Origin of the sequence: Delftia sp. UME58, from assembly GCF_014170385.1 — a bacterium.
In the GTDB taxonomy this organism is placed as follows: domain Bacteria; phylum Pseudomonadota; class Gammaproteobacteria; order Burkholderiales; family Burkholderiaceae_C; genus Comamonas; species Comamonas acidovorans.
Window position 1 is genome coordinate 1 of record NZ_LZZV01000114.1, and the last position, 26,122, is coordinate 26,122.

28 protein-coding genes, 1 tRNA gene and 5 pseudogenes are annotated in these 26,122 nt (G+C 59.9%); 20 read left to right on the top strand and 14 right to left on the bottom strand.

The features are described from left to right. Positions 1 to 39 precede the first annotated feature (39 nt). Complete coding sequence (locus A9976_RS29360) at positions 40 to 861, bottom strand: creatininase family protein (RefSeq protein WP_183021891.1); 822 nt, start codon at positions 859 to 861, stop codon at positions 40 to 42. Positions 862 to 1,169: 308 nt separating this feature from the next. On the opposite strand from A9976_RS29360, the gene A9976_RS29365 reads away from it, so the two are divergent. From A9976_RS29365 to guaA, 3 genes are read left to right on the top strand one after another with little or no spacing between them, the layout of a single operon-like run. Continuing rightward, positions 1,170 to 1,448, top strand: a complete 279-nt coding sequence (locus A9976_RS29365; RefSeq protein ID WP_183021892.1) for a type II toxin-antitoxin system Phd/YefM family antitoxin — start codon at positions 1,170 to 1,172, stop codon at positions 1,446 to 1,448. Then, a complete protein-coding gene (locus tag A9976_RS29370; protein ID WP_183021893.1) occupies positions 1,445 to 1,879 on the top strand; it encodes a type II toxin-antitoxin system VapC family toxin in 435 nt (144 codons plus the stop codon). Before A9976_RS29365 ends, A9976_RS29370 begins: the two co-directional genes overlap by 4 nt. Before the next feature lie 31 nt (positions 1,880 to 1,910). Then, positions 1,911 to 3,527: a glutamine-hydrolyzing GMP synthase gene (gene guaA, locus A9976_RS29375; protein ID WP_183021894.1), complete on the top strand. Its 1,617-nt coding sequence runs from the start codon at positions 1,911 to 1,913 to the stop codon at positions 3,525 to 3,527. Between the two features lie 18 nt (positions 3,528 to 3,545). Here guaA and A9976_RS29380 read toward each other — a convergent pair whose 3' ends face one another. Beyond that, positions 3,546 to 3,770: a hypothetical protein gene (locus A9976_RS29380; RefSeq protein WP_183022067.1), complete on the bottom strand. Its 225-nt coding sequence runs from the start codon at positions 3,768 to 3,770 to the stop codon at positions 3,546 to 3,548. Between the two features lie 25 nt (positions 3,771 to 3,795). Between A9976_RS29380 and A9976_RS31670 the strand changes: the two are divergent. Further along, positions 3,796 to 4,067, top strand: a pseudogene (locus A9976_RS31670) (tyrosine-type recombinase/integrase); the annotation flags it as partial. Position 4,068: 1 nt separating this feature from the next. On the opposite strand, the pseudogene A9976_RS29385 reads toward A9976_RS31670, so the two are convergent. Then, positions 4,069 to 5,006, bottom strand: a pseudogene (locus A9976_RS29385) (IS3 family transposase); the annotation flags it as partial. A 50-nt stretch (positions 5,007 to 5,056) separates the two neighbouring features. Further along, positions 5,057 to 5,968, bottom strand: a complete 912-nt coding sequence (locus A9976_RS29395; protein WP_220808960.1) for a LysR family transcriptional regulator — start codon at positions 5,966 to 5,968, stop codon at positions 5,057 to 5,059. A gap of 103 nt (positions 5,969 to 6,071) precedes the next feature. Here A9976_RS29395 and A9976_RS29400 point away from each other — a divergent pair, with 103 nt between their 5' ends. The 9 genes from A9976_RS29400 (at position 6,072) to A9976_RS29440 (ending at position 13,312) form a co-directional block, all read left to right on the top strand. Then, positions 6,072 to 6,893: a carboxymuconolactone decarboxylase family protein gene (locus A9976_RS29400; RefSeq protein WP_183021898.1), complete on the top strand. Its 822-nt coding sequence runs from the start codon at positions 6,072 to 6,074 to the stop codon at positions 6,891 to 6,893. Between the two features lie 70 nt (positions 6,894 to 6,963). After that, the gene (locus A9976_RS29405; RefSeq protein WP_183021899.1) at positions 6,964 to 7,605 is read left to right on the top strand and encodes a hypothetical protein; all 642 of its coding nucleotides are present in this window, start codon (positions 6,964 to 6,966) and stop codon (positions 7,603 to 7,605) included. After that, on the top strand, positions 7,602 to 8,426 hold the full coding sequence (locus A9976_RS29410) for an SDR family NAD(P)-dependent oxidoreductase (protein WP_183021900.1): 825 nt from the start codon (positions 7,602 to 7,604) through the stop codon (positions 8,424 to 8,426). The genes A9976_RS29405 and A9976_RS29410 overlap by 4 nt, the downstream gene beginning before the upstream one ends. Positions 8,427 to 8,433: 7 nt before the next feature. Next, complete coding sequence (locus A9976_RS29415) at positions 8,434 to 9,636, top strand: MFS transporter (protein ID WP_183021901.1); 1,203 nt, start codon at positions 8,434 to 8,436, stop codon at positions 9,634 to 9,636. Positions 9,637 to 9,724: 88 nt separating this feature from the next. Then, complete coding sequence (locus A9976_RS29420; RefSeq protein ID WP_183021902.1) at positions 9,725 to 10,519, top strand: AfsA-related hotdog domain-containing protein; 795 nt, start codon at positions 9,725 to 9,727, stop codon at positions 10,517 to 10,519. An 18-nt stretch (positions 10,520 to 10,537) separates the two neighbouring features. Continuing rightward, positions 10,538 to 11,386, top strand: a complete 849-nt coding sequence (locus A9976_RS29425; protein ID WP_183021903.1) for a hypothetical protein — start codon at positions 10,538 to 10,540, stop codon at positions 11,384 to 11,386. Between the two features lie 102 nt (positions 11,387 to 11,488). Then, positions 11,489 to 11,713 (top strand): tautomerase family protein, encoded by a 225-nt coding sequence (locus A9976_RS29430; RefSeq protein WP_183021904.1) that lies wholly within the window; start codon positions 11,489 to 11,491, stop codon positions 11,711 to 11,713. Positions 11,714 to 11,752: 39 nt separating this feature from the next. Beyond that, a complete protein-coding gene (locus A9976_RS29435; RefSeq protein WP_183021905.1) occupies positions 11,753 to 12,436 on the top strand; it encodes an HAD family phosphatase in 684 nt (227 codons plus the stop codon). Between the two features lie 18 nt (positions 12,437 to 12,454). Continuing rightward, on the top strand, positions 12,455 to 13,312 hold the full coding sequence (locus A9976_RS29440) for an NHL repeat-containing protein (RefSeq protein WP_183021906.1): 858 nt from the start codon (positions 12,455 to 12,457) through the stop codon (positions 13,310 to 13,312). 184 nt (positions 13,313 to 13,496) lie between these two features. Here A9976_RS29440 and A9976_RS29445 read toward each other — a convergent pair whose 3' ends face one another. Then, positions 13,497 to 13,814, bottom strand: coding sequence for a hypothetical protein (locus tag A9976_RS29445; RefSeq protein ID WP_183021907.1), 318 nt, complete (start codon positions 13,812 to 13,814; stop codon positions 13,497 to 13,499). 186 nt (positions 13,815 to 14,000) lie between these two features. Here A9976_RS29445 and A9976_RS29450 point away from each other — a divergent pair. Further along, positions 14,001 to 14,231, top strand: a pseudogene (locus tag A9976_RS29450) (IS3 family transposase); the annotation flags it as partial. 261 nt (positions 14,232 to 14,492) lie between these two features. Here the strand turns inward: A9976_RS29450 and A9976_RS29455 are convergent. Next, positions 14,493 to 15,542 carry an IS110 family transposase gene (locus A9976_RS29455; RefSeq protein WP_183021908.1) on the bottom strand — a complete coding sequence of 350 codons (1,050 nt, stop codon included), beginning with the start codon at positions 15,540 to 15,542 and terminating at the stop codon, positions 14,493 to 14,495. A 98-nt stretch (positions 15,543 to 15,640) separates the two neighbouring features. Between A9976_RS29455 and A9976_RS29460 the strand changes: the two are divergent. Beyond that, positions 15,641 to 16,555, top strand: a pseudogene (locus A9976_RS29460) (IS3 family transposase); the annotation flags it as partial. A 331-nt stretch (positions 16,556 to 16,886) separates the two neighbouring features. Here the strand turns inward: A9976_RS29460 and A9976_RS29465 are convergent. From A9976_RS29465 to A9976_RS29480, 4 genes and pseudogenes are all read right to left on the bottom strand, one after another. Further along, positions 16,887 to 16,960: transfer RNA gene (locus A9976_RS29465), tRNA-Gly, on the bottom strand. 37 nt (positions 16,961 to 16,997) lie between these two features. Next, positions 16,998 to 17,500, bottom strand: a pseudogene (locus A9976_RS29470) (transposase); the annotation flags it as partial. A 161-nt stretch (positions 17,501 to 17,661) separates the two neighbouring features. After that, positions 17,662 to 18,474: an IPTL-CTERM sorting domain-containing protein gene (locus tag A9976_RS29475; protein WP_183021909.1), complete on the bottom strand. Its 813-nt coding sequence runs from the start codon at positions 18,472 to 18,474 to the stop codon at positions 17,662 to 17,664. Positions 18,475 to 19,189: 715 nt separating this feature from the next. Further along, the gene (locus tag A9976_RS29480) at positions 19,190 to 19,432 is read right to left on the bottom strand and encodes a DUF333 domain-containing protein (RefSeq protein ID WP_183021910.1); all 243 of its coding nucleotides are present in this window, start codon (positions 19,430 to 19,432) and stop codon (positions 19,190 to 19,192) included. Positions 19,433 to 19,566: 134 nt separating this feature from the next. On the opposite strand from A9976_RS29480, the gene A9976_RS29485 reads away from it, so the two are divergent. From A9976_RS29485 to A9976_RS29495, 3 genes are all read left to right on the top strand, one after another. Beyond that, a complete protein-coding gene (locus A9976_RS29485) occupies positions 19,567 to 19,854 on the top strand; it encodes an H-NS histone family protein (protein WP_013802147.1) in 288 nt (95 codons plus the stop codon). 177 nt (positions 19,855 to 20,031) lie between these two features. Then, a complete protein-coding gene (locus A9976_RS29490; RefSeq protein ID WP_183022068.1) occupies positions 20,032 to 20,169 on the top strand; it encodes a hypothetical protein in 138 nt (45 codons plus the stop codon). Between the two features lie 702 nt (positions 20,170 to 20,871). After that, positions 20,872 to 21,666, top strand: a complete 795-nt coding sequence (locus tag A9976_RS29495; protein WP_183021911.1) for a class I SAM-dependent methyltransferase — start codon at positions 20,872 to 20,874, stop codon at positions 21,664 to 21,666. Between the two features lie 38 nt (positions 21,667 to 21,704). Here A9976_RS29495 and A9976_RS29500 read toward each other — a convergent pair whose 3' ends face one another. The 4 genes from A9976_RS29500 to A9976_RS29515 form a co-directional block, all read right to left on the bottom strand. Then, entirely contained in the window at positions 21,705 to 21,986 is a 282-nt protein-coding gene (locus A9976_RS29500) for a hypothetical protein (RefSeq protein ID WP_183021912.1), read from the bottom strand. Positions 21,987 to 22,138: 152 nt separating this feature from the next. Beyond that, a complete protein-coding gene (locus tag A9976_RS29505) occupies positions 22,139 to 22,387 on the bottom strand; it encodes a hypothetical protein (RefSeq protein WP_183021913.1) in 249 nt (82 codons plus the stop codon). Next, entirely contained in the window at positions 22,384 to 22,566 is a 183-nt protein-coding gene (locus tag A9976_RS29510) for a hypothetical protein (protein WP_183021914.1), read from the bottom strand. Before A9976_RS29510 ends, A9976_RS29505 begins: the two co-directional genes overlap by 4 nt. 161 nt (positions 22,567 to 22,727) lie before the next feature. Then, entirely contained in the window at positions 22,728 to 23,138 is a 411-nt protein-coding gene (locus A9976_RS29515; RefSeq protein WP_013802153.1) for a hypothetical protein, read from the bottom strand. A gap of 820 nt (positions 23,139 to 23,958) precedes the next feature. Between A9976_RS29515 and A9976_RS29520 the strand changes: the two genes are divergently transcribed. Beyond that, positions 23,959 to 25,158 (top strand): heme A synthase, encoded by a 1,200-nt coding sequence (locus tag A9976_RS29520; protein ID WP_183021915.1) that lies wholly within the window; start codon positions 23,959 to 23,961, stop codon positions 25,156 to 25,158. Then, a complete protein-coding gene (gene cyoE / locus A9976_RS29525) occupies positions 25,155 to 26,060 on the top strand; it encodes a heme o synthase (protein ID WP_183021916.1) in 906 nt (301 codons plus the stop codon). The genes A9976_RS29520 and cyoE overlap by 4 nt, the downstream gene beginning before the upstream one ends. Positions 26,061 to 26,122: the final 62 nt, after the last annotated feature.

Genomic DNA, 26,122 nt, shown 5'->3' on the forward strand with positions numbered 1-26,122 from the left:
GGGGTGTTCATGGGGGCGGGCTCCCGGGACACGGCGGCCTCACTGCCAGGCGGGCACGTTGGCCAGCCGCTCGACCGGGAAGCGATCGATCTCCTGGAGCAGTTGCACGAAGCGCCGGGCCACATGGTCGAGCACGGCCGCGCCCTTGTCGGCGCTGGCGCGCGACGCATCCCCGGCGGCGCCGGCGGGATTGATGTCGTGCATCTGCCAGCCCAGCTTGCCGCTGGGCGTGATCGACAGGAAGCGGTTCTCCTCGGCCAGTTGCTCCGTCATCGACGGGAAGTTGCGCAACTGGTCGCGTCGCACATGCGCGGGCGCCAGATGCAGCATGACCGAGCTTTCCAGATCGCCGGCGTGGATGCCGTGCCTTTCCTCGTGCGCAGTGAACAGGCCCTCGGGCAGGCCCAGCGTGTACCAGTGGGCTGCGACCACCATCATGCCGTGCGCCTCGCGCAGGTCGCGCGCCACGATGTCCATCACGCTCATCTGCCCGCCGTGGCTGTTGTAGAGCACCAGCTTGCGCACCCCGGCCCTGGCCACGCAGGCGCCAATCTCCGTCCACAGCGCCATCAGCGTGCGCGCCGACACCGTGAGCGTGCCTGGATAGCGTGAATGCTCATTGCTCTTGCCATAGGCCACCGTGGGCAGGAACAGCACCGGCAGGCCGTCGGGCAGCAGGGGAAGGCTGGCGCGAACCATGCCATCGATGGTCGCGGTGTCGGTGGACATAGGCAGATGGGGGCCGTGCTGCTCCGTGGCACCGACCGGCAGCACGGCGATGAGCCGTTCGCGGTCCAGCCGGGAGAACTCTTCGCTGGTCAGGTCCGACCAGAAGCGGGTGCGCAGGGGAGTCGGTTGCATCGGGACGCGCCTTTCTGTGGTGGCATCGATAAGCAAAATTATCCATATGATCAAAAATAATTGGATAAGTGATTACCCATTGGGTAAAAACTCTGTAGTTTTTGATGACAGATAAGAGCATATGGATGAATTTGTGCACCTGGCACACGCCTGCGGCGCGGCACCAGGGAGCGATCCGGCCCCAGGCCGTGCCCCGCCAGCGCCCGGAATGCTCGCAATGTTCTGGCCTGAATTTTGGAAAATTCTGGCCAGAATGATAGAATCCGGCCTGTGCCTGATTCCAGGCCTTTTCCGTTTCCAGCCCAGCCATGCAATCTGTCGGCATCTACGAAGCCAAGACCCGTTTCTCCGCCCTGATCGAACTTGTCGAGCAGGGCGAGGAGGTGCGCATCACCCGCCACGGCAAGGAAGTGGTGCGCATGCTGCCGGTGCGCCGCCGCCCCGTGATCACCGACGAGCAGATCGCCCGCGAGCTGGAGCAGATGCAGGCGTTGCAGGCCACGGTGCGGCCGGCCCAGTCGGCCCCGGCGGCACAGGCGCCGGACTCCACCACCCGACTGCGCCACGCAGGCCGGAGCCAGGCATGACCTCCTTCGTGCTCGATGCCTCCGTCACCGCCGCCTGGCTGCTGCCCGATGCCGCCAGCGTGCACACCCAACGCCTGTACACCCGCATACGCCGCCACGAAGTGGACCCGCAAGCGCCCAACCTCTGGCAGTGGGAGTGTGGCAACCTGATCGCCTCGGGCGTGCACGGCGGCCGCATTCCGCACAGCTCGGTCGAAGGCCTGTGGAGCGTGCTCGAGGCCATACGCCACCGTGTGGAGCTGCACGAACTGGCGCCCGCCCAGCACAAGGCCGTGCTCGACGTGGCGCTGGACACCCGGCTGCCGGTCTATGACGCGGCCTACCTGTGGCTGGCGCAGTCGCTGCGCCTGCCGCTGGCCACTTTCGACCCGGCCCAGGCCGCCGCCGCCCGCAAGCGCGGCCTGGCGCTGCTGGCCCCTGAAGATTTCTGATTCCCTCCAATCACCTTTGCCTGAGATGACCATGCAACACGACAAGATCCTCATTCTTGACTTCGGCTCCCAAGTCACCCAGCTGATCGCCCGCCGCGTGCGCGAAGCCCATGTCTACTGCGAAGTCCATCCCTGCGACGTCAGCAGCGACTGGGTGCGCGAATTCGCCGCCGATGGCCGCTTGAAGGGCGTGATCCTGTCGGGCAGCCACGCCAGCGTCTACGAAGTGGACGACCGCGCCCCCGACGCCGTGTTCGAGCTGGGCATTCCCGTGCTGGGCATCTGCTACGGCATGCAGACCATGGCCACCCAGCTGGGCGGCAAGGTCGAAGGCTCGCACACCCGCGAATTCGGCTACGCCGAAGTGCGCGCCCATGGCCACACCGAACTGCTCAAGGGCATCGAGGACTTCAGCACGGCCGAAGGCCACGGCATGCTCAAGGTCTGGATGAGCCACGGCGACAAGGTCACCGAACTGCCCCCGGGCTTCAAGGTCATGGCCTCCACGCCGTCCTGCCCCATCGCCGGCATGGCCGACGAGGCGCGTCGCTTCTACGCCGTGCAGTTCCACCCCGAAGTCACGCACACCGTGCAGGGCGCGGCCCTGCTCAACCGCTTCGTGCGCGAGATCTGCGCGGCCAACGCCGACTGGATCATGGGCGACTACATCGAGGAAGCCGTCGCCAGGATCCGCGAGCAGGTGGGCGACGAGGAAGTCATCCTCGGCCTGTCCGGTGGCGTGGATTCCTCCGTGGCCGCGGCCCTGATCCACCGCGCCATCGGCGACCAGCTGACCTGCGTCTTCGTGGACCACGGCCTGCTGCGCCTCAATGAAGGCGACATGGTCATGGAAATGTTCGAGGGCAAGCTGCACGCCAAGGTCATCCGCGTGGACGCCAGCGACCTGTTCCTGGGCAAGCTGGCCGGCGTCAGCGAACCCGAGGCCAAGCGCAAGATCATCGGCGGCCTGTTCGTGGACGTGTTCAAGGCCGAAGCCGCCAAGCTGAAAGCTGGCGACGGTGGCCACAAGGGCGCCACCTTCCTGGCCCAGGGCACCATCTACCCCGACGTCATCGAGTCGGGCGGCGCCAAGAGCAAGAAGGCCGTCACCATCAAGAGCCACCACAACGTCGGCGGCCTGCCCGAACAACTGGGCCTGAAGCTGCTCGAACCCCTGCGCGACCTGTTCAAGGACGAAGTGCGCGAACTCGGCGTGGCCCTGGGCCTGCCGCGTGAAATGGTCTACCGCCACCCCTTCCCCGGCCCGGGCCTGGGCGTGCGCATCCTGGGTGAAGTCAAGAAGGAATACGCCGACCTGCTGCGCCGCGCCGACGCCATCTTCATCGAGGAACTGCGCAACTGGACCGACGAGGCCACCGGCAAGAACTGGTACGACCTCACCAGCCAGGCCTTCACCGTCTTCCTGCCCGTCAAGAGCGTGGGCGTCATGGGCGACGGCCGCACCTACGACTACGTCGTGGCCCTGCGCGCCGTGCAGACCAGCGACTTCATGACCGCCGACTGGGCCGAGCTGCCCTACGGCCTGCTCAAGAAGGTGTCTGGAAGGATCATCAACGAAGTGCGCGGCATCAACCGCGTGACCTACGACGTTTCGACCAAGCCGCCGGCGACGATTGAGTGGGAGTGATTTGACGTCCTTCGGGGACTATCGCCAGCCATCGATAAAGCTGCCGTAACGTGTTGATTTAAAAGCAAATGCGTCGCGGCAACTATCGGTGACTATCGCCGGCCAGCAAAAACGGCTGACGGTAGGGCTGACGGTAAGAATCGAGGCGGAATTAAGACACTCTCGTTCACTATTGAGCCTTTTACCGTCTTTGACGGTAAAAGGCTTCTCAGGAAAGCTTGTTTCATGCGGCTTTCCGGGCATCAGCGGGTCTCCTGGTCCCTGACTCGAGCGCAAGACCTGGACGATTCCGAAGCAGCGAATGAAGGGGCGCAACCCGCACGTGGTCTACCTGTCGCGCCAGGCGCTCGATATCTTCGTCACGTTGCACGCCTGCTCGGCAGGCTCAAGCTTCGTTTTTCCTTCCCGCTACGATCCACGGCGATGCATGTCCATGCGACCCTGAATCGCATCACGATGCTCGTGGCAGAAGGCGCCAAGGCCAAAGGCCTGCCGCTACAGCCGTTCACCGTCCACGACCTGCGCCGCACCGGCTCGACGCCCTGAACTTGCCGTTGAAGCTTTCGATGTAGGCGTTCTGGGGCGGGCATCCGGCATCGTTGAGCAGATGCCGAACGCCGCGTGCCGTTGTCCACGCCATGAAGGCCCGACTGGTGAACTCAGGCCCCTGATCGGTGCGGATGGCCAGCGGGTAGCCGCGGAACTGCGCTGCCTGGTCCAGCAAGCGCACGACGTACTCGCCACCCATGCCGTGGTCCACCGCGATGTCCACACACTCGCGGCTGAAGTCATCGACCACCGTCAGGCACTTGATGCGCCGGCCGTTGGCCAGTGCGTCCATCACGAAGTCTGCGCTCCAGGTGTCATTGACGTGCTGGCTGGCAGCCAGGGGCTGGCGCTCGCCAGTGGGGCGTTTGACTTTGCGGCGCTTGCGCACCGACAGGTTGGCCAGCTTGTACAGGCGCCACACGCGTTTGTGGTTCACCTGGTGGCCTTCAAGGCTCAACAGGTCGTGGATGCGCCGGTAGCCAAAGCGCCGGCGCTCGTGCGCCAACTCGACGATGCGCGTGCTTAGGCTGGCCGTGGACTGGTTCATGCTGAGCGGCTCCCGGTAGCTGGTTCTGGACAACCCCGCATAGCGACAGGCGCGGCGCTCGCTGACGGACAGTCCCTGAACCATCCTGGCAGCGGCCTCGCGCCTGGCCTGCGGGGTCAGCGCTTTACCCCGAAGCCCACCTTCAGCGCTTCGATGTGCAGGTGGGCCTCGGCCAGCAGCTTCTTGAGCCTGGCGTTCTCGCTCTCGATCTCGCGTAGCCGCGTGGCCTCGCTTGCCCGCATGCCGCCGAACTTGGTGCGTCACTTGTAGAAGGTCGCATCGCTGAAACCGCCAAGGCGACACAGTTCCTTGACAGGCATGCCGCCCTCGGCCTGCTTGAGAAAACCGATGATCTGTTCGTCGATGAATCTGCTCTTCTTCATGTCCGTTCTTCCTCTGAAAACGGACTCTACTAACCTTCGACTGGTACGCCCTATGGGGAGCAGGTCAGAGAGGGCGTGGCCGCCAATTTGCGCTCCTTCAGGAACTGAACGAACGCCGACACCACCTCCGATTGCACGCCCTTTCTATAGGCTACCCCAATCCAGATCCCCAGCTCCTCGCCTTCAGACAACGCCTTGTAGACCACGCCGTCGTGCTTGACGCTTTGAAGCGAACTGGGAAACAGCGCGATGCCCCGTCCGTCAGCGACCAGACTCAGTAATACAGGGTAGTAAGGCGGTTCGATGGTTCGAGGGGGATTGAACTTCAATCGGGTGAACACGCGCTCGCAATGCTCGTGATACGCAGGGTTCTGTTTGCTGTCGAACCAGTAGAGGTTGTCGTCGCTCAGGTCACGCAGCGCCAATTCTTGTCTCATCGCAGCGGGATGTGTGATTGATAGCCCCACGACCATGGGCTCATCGCGCAGATGCTCTACGGTCAGCCCGCTGGTGTGCGACGGCATGCCAATGATTGCGGCATCCAATGTGCCTGCGTTGAGATTCTGGATTGATTGCACGGACGTCTGTCTCGTCACGTGAAGCCGAATGTTGGGGTGCCGCGCTGCGAACTCGGGCTCAATCCACGAAAAAAGGCCGGCATCGATGACCATCGTGATGCCGATCCGCAGCTCCATCGGTTGTTCGGCGCGTGCGAGGAACGCCGACACCATGCCGTCGGCGTGACGCATCAACTCTCGCGCCTGGTCAAGAAATCGTTCGCCCGCGGCAGTCAACACAGTACTGCGGCCTCGTCGATCGAACAGCCGCGTGCCCAACCGATCCTCCAGCGCTTTGATCTGCCGGCTGAGCGGTGGTTGCGTCATGTGCAGCCGTTGCGCCGCGCGGCGAAAGTTCAGCTCCTCTGCCACCACGATGAAGCACTGAAGCTGTCTCAAGTTCATTGTTTTCGGCACGCATCTCCCCCGTCTTGCTTGTTTTGATACCCAAAAGATGCCGACTTAGAAAGCAATAGTCAATGCAAATGGAAATCACTAACAATTTGGCATGGACAAACAGCCGCATATTCCATCCAGCGTCAGCACGTATGAGACAGGCCTAGCTTGCCTTTGTTCCGTTGAGGGAAGTACTACCCCAGCGATCGTCGGCGCGTTGGCAGACATCGCGCCTGATCTTGCAACGCTTGTCGTGAGCGTCGTGTATGGCGAAATTTACCAGCGCAAGCACTTGAGCCTGCCTCAACGACAACTGGCAACGGTGGCAGCACTAGCGGCTCTGGGCAACGCGCGCCCGCAGCTGAAGTTCCACATTGCGGGCGCATTGAATGTCGGTTGCAACCCTGCTGAGGTCATCGAGTTGATGATGCATCTGGCCGTCTATGCAGGCTTTCCTTGTGCCTTGAACGGAGTGTTCGCAGTCAAGGAAGTACTGGATGAACGGGGGCAGATTTTCGATCCGTCGAGCGTGTGCGTGCCGGCAGGCTCCGGGCGCTATGAAGCCGGGCTGGAAGCCTTATGTCGGATTGATGGTGCTGCGGGAAAAGAAGTCATCGCATCGTTGGCCTCCATTGCTCCGGATCTTGGTCGATTCGTCATCGAATTCGGCTTTGGAGATATCTACACGCGCCCAGCCCTCGGCCTACTGGAGCGCGAGATCGTTACGGTTGCGGCGCTGTCAGCGATGGGTATGGCCGAGCCGCAACTCAAGGTGCACTTGAACGGGCTGCTCAACGTCGGCGGCTGCCGTGAACAAGTGATTGAACTGGCCATACAGGTCGCAGCCTACGCAGGGTTCCCTGCCGCAATAAATCTCGTGTCGACCGCTCGTGAAGTCTTTTTCACTCGCGAACGGTCAGAGGGTGGGACCTAACGTTCGACCCGTCCCGACCTGATGGCCCGCCCATCCCAACCTTGTCAACCAGAGCAGAGAAGGATTGTTCATGTCTACACGGTATCTCTTGGTCACTGAAGTACTGCCGCAACCTGGCCGATGTCTGTCTGTCGCGCGCGAATGGTCGCAAATTTCTCCGACTGCCGAAGGCGGCGTGGACCGCGCGGTGTTCATCGCGTTGGACGACAGCAGCGTGCTGGAACTAAGCGCCTTTCCATCTGTGGAGCAGGTCGCAGCGATGGAGCCTCGCTGGTCTCAGGACTGGGAACAACTGGGTGCTGAGCTGGGCAGCGATTTTCGACGCCAGTTGCTTGTGTTCGTCGAGGCTCCGAAAGATACGCCGGCTGCCTTGCCAACCACACCGTTTCTACAGCTTCGACATGTTGAAGTGCCGCCCGGACGCTTCGAAGCATACCGGGCTTGGCGTGAGAAGACCATCTTTGAGGTGGTCCGGGAAAGCGCCTCTGTCGAGCAGTTCATCGCCTATCACTCCGTCATTAGCTCTGAGCCAGGTGTCCTGTTCCTGTCGGGATTTTCAGTGGACCCCGAGGTCTACGCGGCGACCTTCACCTCGTCCCGTTATCGGCAAATCGTCCAAGAGGCTGGGGACCGCTACATCACAGGCGGAGAACGAGGGCTCTACACGAAGTTGTATCGACGTGTGGTTGTGAAAGACGGGGTGGACACATGACAGACACGACCGAAACCAAGCACGCTAATGGCATGCGGCGCTTGGTGCTGGTAAGCGGCGCGACTGGTGGTATTGGGATGGCAGTGTGCCAACGGCTGCTCCAAGATGGATATCACGTAGTCATGCTGGGTCGTTCCAAGTCCAAGTTGGAACACGCCAGGCGTGTGCTGCTGCAAGCGCAATCGCAGGCGATTTCCGATCGGCTCTCTGTCCAGGTCGCCGACATCGCGCAGCCCAGCTCAGTCGATGACGCAACGCATTCGATTCTTCAGAGTCACGGGGATATTACCGACCTCGTCCATGCGGCAGGTGACGGTCCTGTTGCGCCGCTCATGGAGACGACCGAGTCCATGTGGCAAGGAACTGTCCAAGGAAAGCTGCTTGGCACGGTCCGGTTAACGAAGGCGGTGGCGTCTCGCATGGTGCAGCAGCGGCGTGGAAACATCGTGATCGTGAACGGCATTTTTAGTCGAGAAGCGGACCCCCTGTTTCCGATCAGCACGTTGGTCAACAGCGGGTTGGCGGGGTTCGCGAAAGCGATATCGCACGATCTTGGCCGCAGCGGCGTTCGGGTCAACATAGTTAACCCGGGCGCGACGGAGACTTCGTTGTGGAAAAAGATTTGCGGTGAGATCGCCGTGCGACACAACACGACCGCAGAAGCCATCCATCAGCAGGTCAGGGAGGCGTCTCCGTCTGGCTCGATCGCCGCACCGGCTGATATCGCGGACGTGATTGCATTCCTCCTGTCTCCAGGCGCGCGGCACATGTGGGGTGCAAGCGTCAATGTGGATGGTGGCGCAAGCAGAGCCGTGGGGTGAGCCCGTGATGAATAAGACCGTGGCGCTGTCCAAATTCCAAATTTCCGTCGCATGTCTGATTACCTGCGTTGCGGTAGCGTCGGTCTACTGGACACAGACGGTATTGCTGGAGGTTGGCGTGGCGTTCAGCGTTACTGCCGCTCAGGCTCGGCTGGCCTTCGGTGCGTGCAGTATTGCCTATGCGATAGCTTTCTTTCTTGTTGCGCCGCTGGCCGACAGAATCAGCGCGCGCAGTCTTGCCCAGTTCGGACTCGCGGCAACGGCCATCGCTGCAAGCATATCAGCGTCGCTCAATAGCTTTCATGCATATATCGCCATCGTTATTCTGCACGGTGGCTTTGCTGCGGCCGTACCGGCGGCGATGTTCGCGCTTATGTCGAGAGTTGCGAGAAAGGAGCGGCTGGGAAGTTACTTCGGATTCCTCATTGCGGCCTCCGTGGTTGGAATCACCATAGGACGGGTTGCCATGGGATGGCTCGCCACGCTATTCGGCTTCCGTGAAGGATTGTTGATCGGTGCTGTTGCACTGTTGATTGCGATGGGCTTGGCACAAGCGTTGCCAAAAGAGGACATGACGCGCAAGACCAGATTCATGGATTTTCCGATCATGTACTTGAAAACGGTAAGGATCTTGGTTAATCCTGTGAGCAGCTGGCTGTATCTCATCGGATTTCTGTTGTTCTCCGGATACCTGGGTGTCATCACATTCTTGACACTTCGACTCCAGCAGGCACCTTTTCTATTGGATGGATCTGCGATAGGGGCTGTAAGCCTGGCTGGTTTGAGTGCCGTGTTAGGTGCGCCTATCTCCGGTGGAATTACATCGCGCATAGGTTCATTTCAAATTGCTTTGGCAGGTCTAGCGTGCGTCTTCGTGGGCGTGGTGTGCATCTTCGTGGCGCAATCGATTGCCGCAGTTGTTGTTGGCGTATTTTTGATTTTTCTGGGTGTCTTTGCTTGTCAGCCCGCAATGCTCGTTCGTTTATCTGAGCGCGTGGGATCTGAGAATCGTGGCGCGGCATCATCCCTCTACATGTTGACTTGCCTTGGGGCAGGGGGGGGTGCCAGCGTTGCGCTTGGGCCCGTTTGGTCAAACTATGGCTGGAGGGGCGTATCGATTGTTTGCGGCGTGGCTATCGTGCTAGGGATGGCTGCGCTGAAGTGGGATGCATATCTTTTCACAACCAGGAGGCACGTCCGTGATAGCTAAATCCAATTTTACTGCTGTTCTTAGTTATTCAGGGCAAGGCCAGTTGCTCGTTTCGAGACTGTCTATTTGAAATTGAAGGAGATGCACCATGGTTCAAACGATATATGTGGTTGGGAACAAGTTTCACGAATTTGGGAAGCATGAAAGCGTGAAGACGTTGGCCGAAATATGCGAAATGATCCGCACAAGCTCATTTGATGGCTTGCCAGCTGGTACTCGTATCGCCCCAGGCCAAGGTCTCCGGGAGGCGGATGTTCAGGCTCTGCATGATCACGGCTTGTGGTCACTTGCTGCGCATGGAGTAGATGTTTCACCTACGCTGCTAAGGCCTTCACGCGCAAGCCGTGTGCAAACACATAAGCACCATTTTAGAAATTCCATAATTTCACATCCGGAACGCATAGGGAATACCCACTACAGGGCTTCGCTCCTGCTGGATGAGCGCTCTGAATTGATGGGAGATCACCAGACAGGTCAGCACATACAAGGCATGGTTTTAGTTGAGGCCGCGCGACAGATGTTCCTGGCTGTGACGGAAGAATATTTCATCGGAGATGCGTGGGTCGAACCGTACTACTTCGTCATCAACGAGATGTCGGCGAATTTCTCGGCCTTCGTATTTCCAGTGGAGGCGACGCTGGACTATCACATCAGATCCCATGATGTCGCGAATGCTTCACGTCTTGCATTTGATGTGACTACGTCGATTTTCCAGGCAGGGGAGCCAGCAATGGAGATCTCTTTCCAGTTCACGGCCTACCACGCTTCAAGAATCAAGGAGGCTGAAGACAGGCAGGCCAGAAAGTTGCTTGCGTCGCTCAATGTCGTCGCAGGCGCTCAGCTGGTTGACAGGCCCGCCGGCACCCAGCGGTTGGATGCGTGATGGCTGGAGGGCACCGTCATGCACAAAAAGGCTATTTATGACCTGAATTTGACAACGCAAGGGCCGAGCTATCCACCTAGCGAGGTGATGGATCAAGAAGGTAACTTCATTGTCATTGGGCGTGTGAATCGTAGAGATCAACAGGGCACAGTGGTATCACCATGGGCTAGAGCCATAGTGTCCCCGTCAAGTAGCTTGCCGGTATTTGGCGTGAATTCGCATTATGACATCGTAAGGGAGCTGCCTGATCCGCTTACTCCCTCAGATGCAGCCTTGGTGTTGCACACACTGCCCCTTCCATTACCGTGCAACAACTATCCGATGACGTTTGCCCCGGACCAGCACCCCGCGACAAATTCACTGGAACTGCCAAGCTACCCATTCCACAGGGTTCCGATACCTGATATGCGGATGGAGGACGGATGCAAGATCCAACATCCGATCACGCTTGGACAGTGGAGCCGGGCCCGAGGGCAACTGGAGATTCGAGTTCCATCTGATCGAGCCAATGCTCAATTTCTCTTTGATTTCTCAGGATTAATTCCGAACAGTTTATATACCGTCATGTCGTTGCGTCGGCACGACTTGAATCCGCTGTCTCCAACCAGGCCAGGTCCCCTTGGCATTCCGAATGTGCTGATCGCGGATGAGGCAGGTTCGGCACGCTATCAAGCCACGCTACCCAATCCATTTCCATCAGAGGATGACCCTCGTGCGAATCGGATTGTGAATGTTGTGCTGTTGTGGATGAGCTACCAGATGAATCGCGGTGGTGCGATAGGCTGGTACGGATTGGGTGGAGATGTGCATGCGCAACTGAAGCTGAAGGAGGCGAGTTTTCATGAATTTCTGACGGTTTCTTGTTAGATGTAATTGACCGTCTTTGTGTACAGCATGCCGCTATTAATGCTTGCAACGGTGCCTTAGGTACTCAAGGGAAAACGATGGTGCAACTCGGAGGGAAACAACATGCCAATACTGACGATTACGACGTGGCCCAATTTGGGTGATGAGATCAGCCAAACGTTGATAGAAAAATTGACCGACGTAGTTCATGAGGTGACGAAGGCACCTTTAGATAAAGTGACTGTCATTATCTTGGAGGTGCCTTCATCGCGCTGGGGAGAGGGTGGGGTGCTTGGAAGCAGCCCTGACTTTTCCATTCTTAGCCGACGAGTGAAGAAGACAGACTAATCCGAGCCAGGGCCTGGCTAAGCAAAAATGGAGGAAAAGATGAAGGTGTCTTACGCGTTTTTTGATGTCGATGGAACGCTGCTGCGCGGCAAGAGCATGTTTGAATTCCACGATTTTTGGTATCAACGCTGGATTGGTGTTTCTGATCTTCATCGCCGGGAGGAATATGAAGATGCTAGCGCAGTATTGCGAATGCAATGTGAAAGCACGAATTCTCGCAGTGTGATCAACCTTCGCTATTACGAGCTGTTCGCCGGTCGCCAGGTTGATGAGGTCCAGCGATGCGCGCAGGCATGGGCCAGCGGAAAAATCGCTGACCCAAAGTCCTTGATCACGCATGTCGTGGCGGAGGTGCAATCTCTTCGAGATCGTGGAAGTGAACCTGTTTTTGTTTCGGGATCTTTTGTGGAAGCTCTTCAGCCTATCGCGCAGCATCTAGGCGTATGCCATATTCTTGCCACGCGGCTGTTGCATGATGGCATCCGATATAGCGGGCGCATAAAGCATCCTCAAACGATCGGACCAGGCAAGGCCAACGCCATTCGGAAATTCGCGACTGAGCAGGCTATAGATTTGAAAAATAGCTGGGCCTATGGTGACGATATTTCGGATCTCGAAATGCTGGAAGCAGTAGGAAATCCCGTTGCGGTGGTAGGAGACCCCTTGTTGGAACGCGCTGCCAATGAACGGGCGTGGCGACATATCTCGGCCAACCATTCCTGATGCTTTACTCATTTTTCCATGAGCAAATTTTCTACTTTGGAGGTCTTCATGAATCGCCGACATGTACTCAAGCTGGCTGCAGGCTACTCGCTCACCTCATGCATTTACGGCCGCTCCGCCATCGCTTCCACAACCCAGTGGAGCAGGACGTCCACGATCGCCACGGGCTTGTCATCGCCGGTAGGCATGGCTATTGATTCGGCGGGGTCGGTCATCATTGCCAACTGGAGCGCAGGCACCATCCTCAGGGCTGGTCGCGATGGCAAGGTGGCTTCGTTGGCATCCGGTCTCAGTGGCCCATCTGGGCTGGCGATTGCATCCAGCGGGGACATTTATGTCGCTTCATACAGTCAGGACTTGGTGTGGAGGATTTCACCGACCGGAGGCGAGCCCTCAGTGTTCGTGCGGGGCTTGGCGACCCCCGCAGGACTGTCGTTCGACAACCAAGGTCGCTTGCTGATCGCCAACCGCCGTACCAATCAGATTCTCGCCGCTACTCCAGATGGCAAGCTGTCGGTCGCCGTACAGGGAGAGTTGCAAACACCTGTGGGTGCCGTACAACTGCCGGATGGAAGCTACTTCGTTTCCAATATCAGTGGAGGTGTCTCCTATGCGAAGGCCGACGGCGCTGCGCGAACGATATCGCGGGAGTTCGCGTCTCCGGGTCCGGGCATCGCGATGGCCGATGCCGAGTCCGTCTATGTCGTTGACTATGGCGGAACAGAGGTCAAGCGTGTCTTCAAGGATGGCAAGACGCATGTCGTGGCAGGCGGCTTCCGCAGCCCGGTAGGCCTGGTGGTGGAACGTACGCGGGATCGCGCGATCGTTGCTGACTGGGGGTCCAACTCGGCATATGAGATGGCAATACGCGCTTAGATGTTCAGTCCCACAGTGAGATGGTGCGGATGAAGTCTAAAGCGGCTTGGATCTTTTTCCCATGCCTCGCAAATCGCCCGGAATGGTGTCTTCCACCTGAGCGCCTTCAAGTGCTTGCCGAAGTTGTAGCGTTGAACGAAGGCATGGGATTGTAGGCATTTTTTTTGCACTCTAGATATTTCTGTTAAAATAATCTAAAAAACCCGCGAGGAATTTTCAAAGACTCTATTTCATGATCCAACATTTCAAAAGAGGATCGAATAAAAGAATCAAGTTCATCATTGTTGTTTGATGCAATGGTTAATTGCAGAGAGGAAATTCTCTGAATCACTTCGTTAATTCTCCGTAACTTAGCAGGATCTGTGACGCCGTCAGAATTAATTTCATAGGTGTCCCGGCCGGCCATTGATATGGTATGAATTATTTTTCCAAGTTCTAGCATTTTTTTCAAGGAATCAAATTCAATGAATTCTTGGATTTTTTTTTCAAATTCAGTCGGCATATATTACCCTTGGTAGTTTATTGATGTCATACCCACGCTCTTCGAGAATTAGAGTTCTTGTATTGCCTTGCATTATTCGTCCATCTCGCTTGACCGTTAATGGCTCCTTTTGCCCAGGCGCCAGAGATTTGACGATTTCATTGTCGGTCTTCTTCCCCCAATACTCATAACTTGAGCGATTACTTGAAAGAAGGCGTCTCGGCTGGACTGTTGTTCCAGTGGCGCAAGCTCGAACGCCAGGGTGCTTTGACCGCCGTCTCCGCTGGCGAGGAAGTCGTGCCCGCATCCGAGCTGGCGGCTGCCCGCGCGGAAATCGCCAAGCTGCAGCGCGTGCTCGGCAAGAAAACCTTGGAGAACGAAATCCTCAAGGAAGCCGTGGAGTACGCCGCAGAAAATGTATGGTCCGCCTCGCATTTGCCAAGCACTTTCTCTCGGACGAAGGCAGTTTGCACAAATGTATCCGGCCTCTCGCGAGTGGGCTGCGGTTGCAGCCAGGCCATGATGAGATCCGCACGCATCGTTCCCAATAAGTGGACCGGGTTGGAACACCCGTTTTTTTTTGTCGGGCTTACGCTGCGTCGATCGACTGTTTCGTCATCAATCCAGAGCTCAGCAAACTTCGGAAAGCAGAAGTGAGATTAATCGTTTGGTGAAAGGGTCAGATGCGGGCTTCATCGGTCAGGTAACCAACTGAGGGACTTGGCGCTCGTAGAGCGCACCCGGTTTGGTCAGGACCACCCACGCAATGCGCGCCAGCTTGTTGGCCAGTGCGACCACCATCTTGTTGTGATGCAGTCGTCCTTCAAGCGCCTCGATCCACAGTCCCAGCCGGTCCTTCGTTCGGTCAAGGTGCATGCTGCAGGATCGTGCACCGTGGATAAGGAGCTTGCGTACGTAGGAGTTTCCGCGCTTGCTGATACCTGTCAGGTGCGTCTTACCGCCGGTCGAGTACTGCGCCGGAGTCAGCCCAAGCCAGGCGCTCAAGTCGCGTGCTGTCTTGAACTGGCGCGCGTCGCCAACGGCAGCGACGAGTGCGGTGGCAGTCAGTTGCCCCACGCCAGGAATCGTCGCCAAGCGCCGTGCGATGTCGGACGCATCGGCCTGTGCATTGATTTTGCGTGTGAATTGCGCGATCCGATCTTCAAGCGTGGAGAGTTCCTGTGCGAGATCGACCAGCAATTCGCGCATGCCGGGCGTCAGGTCATTGCTCTCGTCGCTCAGCACGGGCGGCAAGGCAACCTTGAATGCCCCAACCCCATTGCGCATGGCGACGCCGTACTCTAAGCAAAAGGCTCGCATCTGGTTGATGAGTCGTGTGCGCGTGCTCACCAGGAGATCGCGGCTGCGGTGCAGTGCCTGCAGGTCAACCTGATCGCATTGTTTGATCTGCACGAAGCGCATGGTAGGCCGGGTAATGGCTTCCGCGATGGCTGCGGCATCGATGGTGTCGTTCTTGTTCGACTTCACATAGGGCTTGACGAATTGCGCCGGCACGATACGCACTTGATGGCCGAGGGCCTGAAGCTTACGAGCAAGCCACTGAGAGCCTGGACATGCCTCCATGCCGACGAGTGCGGCGGGTATATTGATGAAGAACCGGATGATGCTGGCACGGTTGAGCTTGGCACGCTTGATCGGATTGCCGGTGTGGTCAAGCCCAACCACGTGGAACCAAGTCTTGCCGAGATCGATTCCATAGGTGACGGCGGTGCATTGCTGGTTGCTCATGACGGTCTCCTGCAGTGGATGGTGGCGGTTCGCGCTTTGTACTCCCGCACAAGCACGATGGCGAGCTGTGGGGAGGAGCGAGGCGGACCATCTCATTAGTGGATTGCGCGCTCGCCCTTGTTGCCCGGGGAACACCAGTGAAAACGGTCTGCCGGGCGATGGGACTGGCGTGCTCGCATGTGCGCGACCTGCTTGGGCGCGGTGAAGGCTGGGCCGATGGCCGCAGCCATCGCACACCCAGCGACGACGCCGGGTTGCTCGCCGAACTGCGCCAGCAAATTGCCGACTTGCCCAGCTATGGCTACCGACGTGCCTGTGCCTTGGTGAACCGCCAGCGTGCGGCACGGGGCACCCCGAGGGTCAATGCCAAACGCGTCTATCGCGTCATGGCACAAGCCGCTCTGCTGCTGCCCAAGGCGCCTCGCCGGCGCCAGTCCGCACGCACGCATGAGGGCCGTGTTGCGGTCTCGCGCAGCGACCTTCGATGGTGCTCCGATGGTCTGGAAATCAAGTGCGATTCGGGTCAAACCGTGACGGCCGCCTTCGCCAAGGACTGCTGCGACCGTGAGGTGCTGGCCTGGCGTGCATGGGAGGGCAAGGGGCTGCCAGGCGAGCTGGTTCGCGAGATGCTCGTCGAGGCCGTCGAACGCCGATTCGGCTCGGTCGAAGCGGTCCCGCAGGGACAGGAGTTGGAGTTCCTCAGTGACAACGGCGGTGCCTACATCGCCGCCGAAACGAGGGCGCTGGCGCGCGCTCTGGGCCTGAAGCCCATCAACACGCCCGTCTGCAGCCCGCAGAGCAACGGCATGGCCGAGAGCTTCGTCAACACCTTCAAGCGCGACTATGTGGCGCGCATGGACCTGAGTGACGCGCAGACGGTACTGGCACAACTGCCAGCAGCCTTCGAGCACTTCAACGAGGTGCATCCGCATTCTTCGCTGAAAATGCGTTCACCTCGGGAGTTCAGGCGGCAACAGGCTGCAGAGGCTGACCAAGTGCTTTATTGCGAATAGGGTGGGGTCGGGAATACGGGGGCAACATCACCAGAAGATGGGCAAATTGCCCAAGGGTTGACTTAGTTGGTGGCATAGCTGTTACTCGTTGCAACTCATGAGAGAGATTGAACTGTAAAGCCAGAACCCTAGCCAACTCGGGGTTCTTGGTGTTGAGGCTTTGCCTTGTGGACTTGAGCCGTCCTAGATGGTCTCTGTAGTAGATACGGAGACAGAAGACACCGAAACGGTTTGTTGTGAGCCGTGGAACTTTTATCACTAGTGACACCAAGTAGTGACACCGATCAATTTTTTTGCTAAAAATTCTTAAAAATCAAAGACTTATGAGTCTTGGAGCGGGCGAAGGGAATCGAACCCTCATCATGAGCTTGGGAAGCTCAGGTCCTGCCATTGAACGACGCCCGCTTCTACTGGTGGATCAGCATCTTACGCGATGCCGGTATTTGACCAAATGCGTAGCGCTCCGCATCTTCAGTTTCCTGTTCTTCATGCCGACGCGCACCCGGTCGATCACCTCGCGCCCGTACTTGGCCACCACGTGCAACAGGTCGTAGACGATCTCAGCCTGCGGGCAATGGGTCTTGATCTCCAGCCCATAGGCGGTGGTCATGTCAATTGCCACGGCCTTGATACGCTCGGCCACGCCAGCAGAAAGCTGCTGGAGGAAGGCGCGCGCCGTCTCCCGTGGGTGCCCCTGGCCAATCCACGGCACTTGGCGACCAATCGGATCGACCACCATGGTTGGCATAGCGGCGGCCCTTGTGCAACGCGAACTCGTCCATGGCCAGCCGGGCTCTGGCAGGCTGGCCTGCAGGCGCATCTAAAACCACCCGGTACTCGAACATCGGCGGACCGTTGTCTCATGGATGTGCTGGCAGTGCATGACACTGCCAACAGCTTGAGATGAAGTGACAGCGTGCGTCTGCCGCCTTGCGGCCATTGCACTGACTCAAGCCGATAGTCTGATCAGCAGCCCAGTGCCTGAGGTGTCTCGTGGTCTAGCAGTGGAGCCCCCTGATTGCCGTTGCCTCAGGCATCAGGGTACTCAAGCGCTTGCCTGCATTCCACGAAGAGCCTGAAAAAGCCACTCGACGGTGGCTTGTGCTTCAGCGCTGGCGGCGGCGCATTCTCGAGATGCCAAGCATGGCCAGGATCGAAGACGTGAAGATCAGGCCCCACTCGTTCAGCGTGGGGATGCTGGCTGCTGAGGCGACGGGGGTTACTCCGCCAGGCGTGGCAGACGCTGTGCTAACCAAGCTAGCCAAAGTCAACCACCCGCCGTCGGCGGCCCCTTGAGGAGGAGCGTTGAACCAATCCCAACCCATGAAGATCACTTGGCCGGTGCCATTTGCGACCGTGAACATCACGCTGTTGGTACCACCGTCCGGGCTGTATATGCTTTTCGCTCCAGCGGGGAGTGCCGCTGCTGCAACCTGTGTTGTTGCGCTATTGCTCGTTAGTAAAGCGGGCCCGCTTGCGAACGGAGTACCTGCGGCAGCCGCAGTTTTGGTAGATGAGCTAGATGCGTTGCTGTTGGTAGTGATGGTGTATCCGAAAACTCCATTCAGGAAATTCACATCGTTTGGTGTGGTTCCGCCATGTACTTGCACGGTGCCGCCAGCGCTGACAAAGTTAGCGATGGCTGCGCGCGTGGGAGCATCAATTGCTGCAGCCAGGTCTCCATTCTGAAGCTCGGGAATCACTAAAATTGTTTTGCCCGCCAAGCCGGTGTTGAAATCTGCGAGTGTTGACCCGGTGATGTCGCTTACCGTATGGCCTCCCGATACCAGCGTGGTGCGCAGGTTCAGTCCCTCTTGTGCCACATCCACAAACGCTGGGTTGTTGAAGAAAGCCACGTTTGCGGCGTGGGCCGAGAAAGCTGAACAGGCGATCAGTGCCGCAGCGATCTTGCATTTCATTGATCAATCCTCCTAGATAAATCTATTGATAAATCCTAACGTCTTGAAACATATTGAATCTGAGCAAATCTGAGCGGCGGACGGCTGGAACATCGAACTTTTCCTGGGCAAAGCCTGCACGAACAGGCCGCGTGCTTGCTTGGTCAAGGGCGGATGTAGGTGCCCCAGAACGCAAAAAGCCCCCTCGGCTGCCGCGAGGGCGCCGAGGGGGCTTTTTGCGTTTCAGCTGGGGAAAACACCTGGTGGGCGCTGCGCAGTCTGCGGGTGCGCACGAAGACAAGCGGCTTTGGATGCTGTTTAAATACTCAGTGCTGCGGAGCGGAAATCCTGCTCAAACCCGCATGAATCCTGGATTCTCATATCGGCCTGGGAAGCTCAGGTCCTACCATTGAACGGCGCCCGCTTTGGCTAAGTCATTGTCAAAGCGCGAATCTCTTTGCCAAGCGCTTGCTATTGCCATTCGGTTCGCGGTCTGCAAAGCAGCTTCAGCCAGGTTCGCTCCTGCTTGCAGGGTACGACGGCTGGCGATTGGTTGCCGCCTCAGCTCATGACGAGCATTGCGAGATGGCGCCCGCCTTCTGAGTCCGCGCAAGAAAAAGGCTTGCTGGCGGGCACCGTTGCCTGCACGGCAGTGAGCCGAGCGTATGGCTGTGCTCTGCGCAGTGACGGCGAGGCGTTAACGGCTTGCTTCTGTTGCGTGCAGGGCGCTGTCTCACTACTTGGCCGGATGGTCCTTGCGGTACAGCGTCCACTCTTCCATTTCCGTACCGTTCGGCAGTACGCAGATGCCTTCCTGGCCCTGGGGCGTCCTCTCCATCCGAACTTGTCCGCCGATCTCTCCGCAATAGACCGACGCGGGATTGGCCATGCCCACGGACGGTGCCAGCTTCTGCTGGGCGCATGCGCTGACCGCCAGCGCCACCAGCGCGATTCCTGAAAGTTCCAGTGCTTTGTTCATTGCGTCACTCTATACCTCTGGGGGGTGGGAGTGTTGTTGGGTCCGCAACCTTCGGTTTGCGATGCAAAGGCATGTCAGAGCAGCATTTTGTGCATAGAATGTAGACTCGCTAGCATACAACCCAAGAAAAGTCCATGACACCTGATTACAAGACGCTCCTGCAGCAAAAGGCAGAGATCGAGGCACGCATTGCCGAAGTCCTGAAAGCCGAAAAAGGCGGGGCCATCGCCAAGGTTCGCGAGCTCGTCCAGCAATTCCAATTGACCCAGGAAGATGTGTTCAGCACGGGCAAGCGCAAGTCGCCCGTCGGTGCAGGCGTGGCCAAGTACCGTGATCCGTCCACCGGCGCAACGTGGACCGGCCGGGGCAAGCCTCCTGCATGGATCAAGGATGCAGTGGACCGGACTGCCTTCGAGATCTGATCAACAGCCCGCAGTCGCGGGCTTTGTCTTTTCTGGCCATGCGCGCTCAGTGGACCCGCGGCAGTCTGGAAACGGCACCATGCGCCAAGGCCGACGCCCTTGTCCTGCTTTGCGCTGATTGCCTCAGCTGTGCTTGTCCGACAGAGCCGGTCCTGGGCGGCGACCATGCTTGAGGCCATGAACACACCTCCGCCCAACACCCCTGGCCAAGTGCCCACCTCGTCGTCCCGCAACCGGTTCGCCACCAAGCGAACCATGTACATCGCCGCAGCTATTGTGGCTGTGGTGCTGGTGATCATGTTTGCGCCCTGGTAGGCGCTCCTCGCCGTCGCGCTCCCGATCATGTCCGCGAGGGCATGAGAAAGCCCGCCATCTGGCGGGCTGTCGTTTTGGGGAATCGCTTGCCTCAGTGCGTGTGATGCGCCGTGGGTGCTTGCGCCGGGGGGAGTTGGGCCAGCTTCTGCGAGCAGTCGCTGCACACATGCCACGCGTGGAATTGGCGGGCTCCTGTGGCGGGTTTTTCCTGTTCGCACTGGATGCAGAAGACGGCGGGGGCCAGGTCCATGAGCCGGATCGGCTCTCGGCCTTTCTTGGGACTACGCATAGCTCTCCTTCAAAGTGTTGCTCCTCGGTATCCATTGGGCGCCGGGTTGGGGAAGGCCGGTCGTCAGCGGGCGCGCCATGGCGCAGCAGAAGCCAGCGCCATCGAGGGTGCGTGTTCAACTTACAGCCTGGCCGTCTCACCGTTGTGACTTCCGCGTGACCGTGTTGGGAACGCGCCGCAGTGATTTGACAGTGCAATTTGCGCAGTCCTAGAATTTGCCTTTTCCATACTGCGACCGTTGCGAGCCTGACATGAACCTGTGACGCCTTCGGACCCTTGTCCGCCCGATCCCCTTAAGCCCGTTCACGGCCCACGGCGGACGCCCGCGTCACCATCTGCATGCCCGTTGACTGCTCCGCGTTTTTTGAACGCAACCTCGCGTCGCCGTGCGGCCTCTTTTTGAAAGAGTGCCCATGACAGAACCCATCGACATCCTTGCCCACAACTGCGCCGCCTGGAATCTGCAGGCAGCGAAAGACTGCGACTGGTCGCGTCCGGTCGACAGCGCTGAAATAGCCCGGGCCCGTGCCGGAAGCTGGCAGGCGCGGCTCACGCCCGGCCCCTTGCCGGCGGGCTGGCTGGATGATGCGCGCGGCCTGCGCATCCTCTGCCTTGCCGGTGGCGGCGGCGGCGGCCAGCAGGGTCCCATTCTTGCGGCGGCGGGTGCCCAGGTCACCGTGTTCGACGCCTCTGCCGGCCAGCTTGCACAGGACCGACATGTAGCGCAGCGCGAAGGCCTTGCGCTGACCTGCGTGCAGGGCGACATGCGCGATCTGGGCGCTTTTGCAGATGCCAGCTTCGATGTGATTTTTCACCCCATCTCCAACCTCTACGTGCCTGATGTGCGGCCCGTATGGCGTGAATGCGCGCGGGTGCTCGCAAAGGGTGGGCGCCTTCTGTCCAGCTTCTGGAATCCGGTGGTCTTCGTGGAGGATCGCGATCCCGCATTGCGCGAGCAAGGGCTTGTGCGGCCTGCGTGGCGCCTGCCGTATTCCGATGTGGTGGATTTGCCGCCCGCAGCGATCGATGCCAAGCGGGAGCGCAATGAGGCGCTGGTGTTCGGTCATACGCTGGCCGATCAGATCGGCGGCCAGCTGGATGCGGGGCTGGTGCTGACGGGCTTTCATGAAGACTGGCAGCCTCATGCCCGTTTTGTGATCGAGAAGTTCGTTCCGACCTTCATCGCGACACGTTCGGTGAAGGTCTGAAGGTGCTGCGGCCTGGCCTTGCCGCCCTCAGGTCGCTCTCAGGTGCGCAAGGCCGGCGTCCAGGTCTGTTGCTGGGCGGGTTCGGTCACGGGCTGCGCCGGCTTCGGTCGGGGAGCCGGGCCTTTGGCCTGGGACGATGGCTGGGCCTGCCGCACTTGCTCTGCGCCGGATTTGGCCAGCAGCATCATCACGGCCATGCAGATCAGCGTCACCATGAGCACCACGCAGATGGGGCCCAGATCCACGGAGGCGATGTCCAGCCCCTTCAGCGACTGCCAGCGTTCTGAGCGTACTTCCAGTGGTTCTTCGGGATCGGTCATGGCACCTCCACTGCGTTGAGTGTGGGCACATGCTAGGCGTAAGTGAGCATGCAAACAATATGGGGACTTCGCCAGGATGTGAGGGTATACAGCAGCACCGGCTCGGTTGGCTTCACGCTTGAAGGGCTCTTTCCGGTGTTGCCGTGTGACTGCTACCTGACCCACATCAACTGTACCGCCACGGCCAGGGCGATGGCCAGCAGCGCCAGCAGCACGAGCATTGCCATGACGGTGAACGCCTTGCGGCGCTTTGCCTTGCGGGTGTTGCGCAGACGGGGCGGGGCGGCAGGGGGTTGCGTGGCATCCAGGGCCGCAATTCTTGCCAGCCAGTCTTCGGCCGTGGGCATGGTGGAAGTGGGCGTGGGCGTTGCGGGCGGTGGCACGGGCTTGCCACGTTTCATGGCTCCAGCTCCTGCCACATTTCCTCGAGCACCTGGATGGCCCCCTGGATCATGGCCTGTCTGTGCTCCAGCGCAGCTTTCTGGGCCTGCAGCCTGTCCAACTGCTCGGCGACCAGCACCTCGTCGGCCCGCAGCTTCTTCAGTCGCTCCTGCATGGCCTCGATTTCAGGGGCGCTCATCTGCCAATCCTCCAGCACACGAAGGGGCGGCGCGCGGCCGGCTCCCCTTTCACAATTCACACGAATGCCAGGAATTATCTGTGCGCCTTAGTGATTGGCTATGAATGAATTGACATAGATTGTCATCGGCCGACGCAGAAGGCCGAAGACTGTGCAGTTGTTCAAAGCAGCCAGGTCCTGTTGGGCCGGTTGCCGTCGATTTCCACAAGTCCTGCGTCCTGCAGTATGGGCAGGATGTAGGTGATCACCACGGCTGCGTTGTCGTTGGCCTGTTTGGCCGCAAAGCCCAGAAAGCCGGGCCGGTGCTGGCTGGAGGCCACGATGCAGGGCCGCTCGGCGCCGTGATGCTCCTGGGCCAGATGGCGCAGCACGGCGCCGAAGGCTTCCCGCCTTATGCGCACCGTGTTGCCCTTGTGCGTTCTGACTTCCAGGCCGCTGTCGCTGCGGCGGATGACAGTGAAGGACGCGGTGCGTCCCTTGTCGGGCGTCTTCAGGGGCTTGTCCTGGGCGATGCCGTCCCAGAAGGCATTGAAATCGTTGTTGGAGAGCACGCGCACGAAAAAGAGGTCCATTGCCTGGAGGTTTTCTTGGACGTGGAGTCTCCCTGGCTTCGACTGGCCGAAGATGAGCAAATCTGAGCAGTGCCGCTCAATGTGCGAGAAATTTGAGGAAGATCCGGCCTTGCCGCGTTCTGACCTCGGTCCCTTCGATAAAGCCCATCAGTCTGGCCGAACCGTCCATGGAGTACAGCGCCGGTCCATCGATGCGGTAGATGGGCCTGGTCCCGCACCGGACGAATTCATCGCCTTCGACACGCCCGATTTCGTTTCCGTGCCCATCAAGCACAGTCCACGAGCCTCCTGCAATCATGGCCTCACCCGGCAGTTGCCGGTTCCCAAGTGAAACCACCAATCTAAGGAACGCGAGGTGTCTGAATCTGAGCGAATCTGAGCAGTCGTGTAAAGCTGGGCCGCCGACGCCTTGGACAGGGTCCTGTGGAAATTCGTGTGCGCCAGGCCCAACCCGCATCGCACCAGCCAAAAGAAGCTGGCTGCGATCTAGGGGCACTGCATGCGTGGGCGATTGAGCGGTTCGCAGCCAAGTAGAATTGTTTCATATCAAAGACATGCTGCTCTGAAAGTTGCAGCGACCAGGCCCGCTTGCGGGCCTTGTGCATGAGGTGCGCCTCCCGCTGCCTGTATCTGGGTGCATGTCCTGATTCTCTGTAGGCCCGGCCTGCGATCCAATCTCGCGCATGGGGCTGAGCCTTCTCGTCAAATTGCTCTCATTTATGAAGATCTGCTGTCGCCAACCGGATGCGCCTGCGGCATTGCCTTTCGGCTTGCCCGGGGGCCATGCCGTGTGGTGCATGCCGCGCTGCGGAGGGCGGGCGTGAGCGAACAGGCGCTGTACGATCTGGCCCCCGTTCTGGAGCTGATGCTGCTGGGCCTGTTGCTGGCGCTGGGTCCCCTGGCCTGGGTGTGGCTGCGCAATCGCAGCGGCGGCTCGCTCAAGCGGCTGCAGGCGCTGTCGGTGCTCACGCTGTTCCTGACCTTCGATCTGGTGCTGTTCGGCGCCTTCACCCGCCTGACCGATTCCGGCCTGGGCTGCCCCGATTGGCCGGGCTGCTATGGCAGCGCCAGCCCCATGGGTGCCCGCGCGCAGATTGCCGAGGCCCAGGCCGCCATGCCCACCGGGCCGGTGACGCATGGCAAGGCATGGATAGAGATGGTCCACCGCTATCTGGCAACCACCGTGGGCGTGCTCATCATCGCCATGACCATCATGGCCTGGCGGCGCGCGCGGCGCCTGGGCAGGGCGGGTGGCGCAGGGGCCGAGCGTACAGGGGCGGAGGGCACAGGCGGTGCCCTGAGTCCGTGGTGGCCCACGCTGGCGCTGTTCTGGGTCTGCCTGCAGGGCGCCTTTGGCGCCTGGACCGTGACCATGAAGCTTTTCCCGGCCATCGTGACCCTGCACCTGCTGGGCGGCACGGGCCTGCTGGCCTTGCTGTGCGTGCCCGCCGTGGGCTTGAGCCGTGCTGCGCGCCAGCAAAGGGCGACCGTGATTGCACCCGCGCTGCGCGCGGGGCTGTGGCTGGGCCTTGCGCTGCTGGTGCTGCAGGTGGCGCTGGGCGGCTGGGTCAGCACCAACTATGCGGTGCTGGCCTGCAGCAGTTTCCCGACCTGCCAGGGCAGCTGGTGGCCGGCCATGGATTTTTCGCAGGCGCTGCAGATCTGGCGGCCGCTGGGCCTGCTGCAGGACGGCAGCAACATCAGCTTTGCGGGCCTCACGGCCATCCACTATCTGCACCGCCTGGCGGCCTATGTGGTGGTGGCTGCGCTGGCCGGGCTGTGGTGGCGTTTGGGTGAAGTGCCCGCACTGGCGTCGCAGCGCCGCGTGCTGGGTGCGTTTTTGGTGCTGCAGGTGCTGACAGGCCTGTCGAACGTGGTGCTCGATTGGCCGCTGGTGGCCGCGGTGCTGCATACGGGCGGCGCAGCTGCGCTGGTGACCGTGATTGTTTGGTGCCTGGCGGCCAGCCGCCCGGGCGCACTGCGGGACGGACTGCCCGTTGCCCGTGGAGAGATTGCATGAGTAAACAAGCTTCCCTGAGTGTCGAGCCCTCGCGCTGGACACAGTTCTATGCCCTGACCAAGCCGCGTGTGGTGCAGCTGATCGTGTTCTGCGCACTGATCGGCATGGTGCTGGCCGTACCCGGCTGGCCCAATGCCGACCAGTGGCTGCACATGGCGCTGGCCTGCCTGGGCATCTGGCTGGTGGCGGGCGCGGCGGCCGCCTTCAACTGCCTGGTGGAGCGCCACATCGATGCGCGCATGAAGCGCACCTCCTGGCGGCCCACGGCGCGGGGCGAGTTGAGCAGCCAGCAGGCGCTGGCCTTCTCGGCCATCCTGTGCACGCTGGGCGCACTGGTGCTGCTGCTGTGCACCAACCCGCTGACCATGTGGCTGACGCTGGCCACCTTCGTGGGCTATGCCGTGATCTACACGGTGATCCTCAAGCCCGCCACGCCGCAGAACATCGTGATCGGCGGCGCCTCCGGTGCCATGCCGCCCGTACTGGGCTGGGCCGCGATGACGGGCCAGGTCGGCCCCGAGGCGCTGATCCTGTTCCTCATCATCTTCCTGTGGACACCGCCCCATTTCTGGGCGCTGGCGCTGTACCGCGTGGAAGACTACCGCCAGTCCGGCCTGCCCATGCTGCCCGTGACGCATGGCAGCGAGTACACGCGGCTGCAGATCCTGCTGTACACGGTGATCCTGTTTGCGGCCTGCATGCTGCCCTTCATGTACGGCATGAGTTCCTGGCTGTACCTGGTGGTGGCCGTGGTGCTGAGCGTGGGCTTCTGCGGCTATGCCTTTGCGCTGTGGCGCAATTACTCGGACCAGCTGTCGCGCAAGACCTTCCGCTTCTCTCTGATCCACCTGAGCGTGCTGTTCCTGGCGCTGCTGATCGATCACTACCTCTGGCTGGGCTGATGGCCTGAGGGCCATGGCCGCGCAATGACAAACCGGGCCCTTGAGGCCCGGTTTGCCTTGGT

Excerpts from the sequence above, each read along its gene's own strand:
- A9976_RS29360 (WP_183021891.1), bottom strand. The coding sequence starts at position 861 with ATGCAACCGACTCCCCTGCGCACCCGCTTCTGGTCGGACCTGACCAGC.
- A9976_RS29365 (WP_183021892.1), top strand. The coding sequence starts at position 1,170 with ATGCAATCTGTCGGCATCTACGAAGCCAAGACCCGTTTCTCCGCCCTG.
- A9976_RS29370 (WP_183021893.1), top strand. The coding sequence starts at position 1,445 with ATGACCTCCTTCGTGCTCGATGCCTCCGTCACCGCCGCCTGGCTGCTG.
- guaA (WP_183021894.1), top strand. The coding sequence starts at position 1,911 with ATGCAACACGACAAGATCCTCATTCTTGACTTCGGCTCCCAAGTCACC.
- A9976_RS29380 (WP_183022067.1), bottom strand. The coding sequence starts at position 3,770 with ATGCCCGGAAAGCCGCATGAAACAAGCTTTCCTGAGAAGCCTTTTACC.
- A9976_RS29395 (WP_220808960.1), bottom strand. The coding sequence starts at position 5,968 with ATGAACTTGAGACAGCTTCAGTGCTTCATCGTGGTGGCAGAGGAGCTG.
- A9976_RS29400 (WP_183021898.1), top strand. The coding sequence starts at position 6,072 with ATGGACAAACAGCCGCATATTCCATCCAGCGTCAGCACGTATGAGACA.
- A9976_RS29405 (WP_183021899.1), top strand. The coding sequence starts at position 6,964 with ATGTCTACACGGTATCTCTTGGTCACTGAAGTACTGCCGCAACCTGGC.
- A9976_RS29410 (WP_183021900.1), top strand. The coding sequence starts at position 7,602 with ATGACAGACACGACCGAAACCAAGCACGCTAATGGCATGCGGCGCTTG.
- A9976_RS29415 (WP_183021901.1), top strand. The coding sequence starts at position 8,434 with ATGAATAAGACCGTGGCGCTGTCCAAATTCCAAATTTCCGTCGCATGT.
- A9976_RS29420 (WP_183021902.1), top strand. The coding sequence starts at position 9,725 with ATGGTTCAAACGATATATGTGGTTGGGAACAAGTTTCACGAATTTGGG.
- A9976_RS29425 (WP_183021903.1), top strand. The coding sequence starts at position 10,538 with ATGCACAAAAAGGCTATTTATGACCTGAATTTGACAACGCAAGGGCCG.
- A9976_RS29430 (WP_183021904.1), top strand. The coding sequence starts at position 11,489 with ATGCCAATACTGACGATTACGACGTGGCCCAATTTGGGTGATGAGATC.
- A9976_RS29435 (WP_183021905.1), top strand. The coding sequence starts at position 11,753 with ATGAAGGTGTCTTACGCGTTTTTTGATGTCGATGGAACGCTGCTGCGC.
- A9976_RS29440 (WP_183021906.1), top strand. The coding sequence starts at position 12,455 with ATGAGCAAATTTTCTACTTTGGAGGTCTTCATGAATCGCCGACATGTA.
- A9976_RS29445 (WP_183021907.1), bottom strand. The coding sequence starts at position 13,814 with ATGCCGACTGAATTTGAAAAAAAAATCCAAGAATTCATTGAATTTGAT.
- A9976_RS29455 (WP_183021908.1), bottom strand. The coding sequence starts at position 15,542 with ATGAGCAACCAGCAATGCACCGCCGTCACCTATGGAATCGATCTCGGC.
- A9976_RS29475 (WP_183021909.1), bottom strand. The coding sequence starts at position 18,474 with ATGAAATGCAAGATCGCTGCGGCACTGATCGCCTGTTCAGCTTTCTCG.
- A9976_RS29480 (WP_183021910.1), bottom strand. The coding sequence starts at position 19,432 with ATGAACAAAGCACTGGAACTTTCAGGAATCGCGCTGGTGGCGCTGGCG.
- A9976_RS29485 (WP_013802147.1), top strand. The coding sequence starts at position 19,567 with ATGACACCTGATTACAAGACGCTCCTGCAGCAAAAGGCAGAGATCGAG.
- A9976_RS29490 (WP_183022068.1), top strand. The coding sequence starts at position 20,032 with ATGAACACACCTCCGCCCAACACCCCTGGCCAAGTGCCCACCTCGTCG.
- A9976_RS29495 (WP_183021911.1), top strand. The coding sequence starts at position 20,872 with ATGACAGAACCCATCGACATCCTTGCCCACAACTGCGCCGCCTGGAAT.
- A9976_RS29500 (WP_183021912.1), bottom strand. The coding sequence starts at position 21,986 with ATGACCGATCCCGAAGAACCACTGGAAGTACGCTCAGAACGCTGGCAG.
- A9976_RS29505 (WP_183021913.1), bottom strand. The coding sequence starts at position 22,387 with ATGAAACGTGGCAAGCCCGTGCCACCGCCCGCAACGCCCACGCCCACT.
- A9976_RS29510 (WP_183021914.1), bottom strand. The coding sequence starts at position 22,566 with ATGAGCGCCCCTGAAATCGAGGCCATGCAGGAGCGACTGAAGAAGCTG.
- A9976_RS29515 (WP_013802153.1), bottom strand. The coding sequence starts at position 23,138 with ATGGACCTCTTTTTCGTGCGCGTGCTCTCCAACAACGATTTCAATGCC.
- cyoE (WP_183021916.1), top strand. The coding sequence starts at position 25,155 with ATGAGTAAACAAGCTTCCCTGAGTGTCGAGCCCTCGCGCTGGACACAG.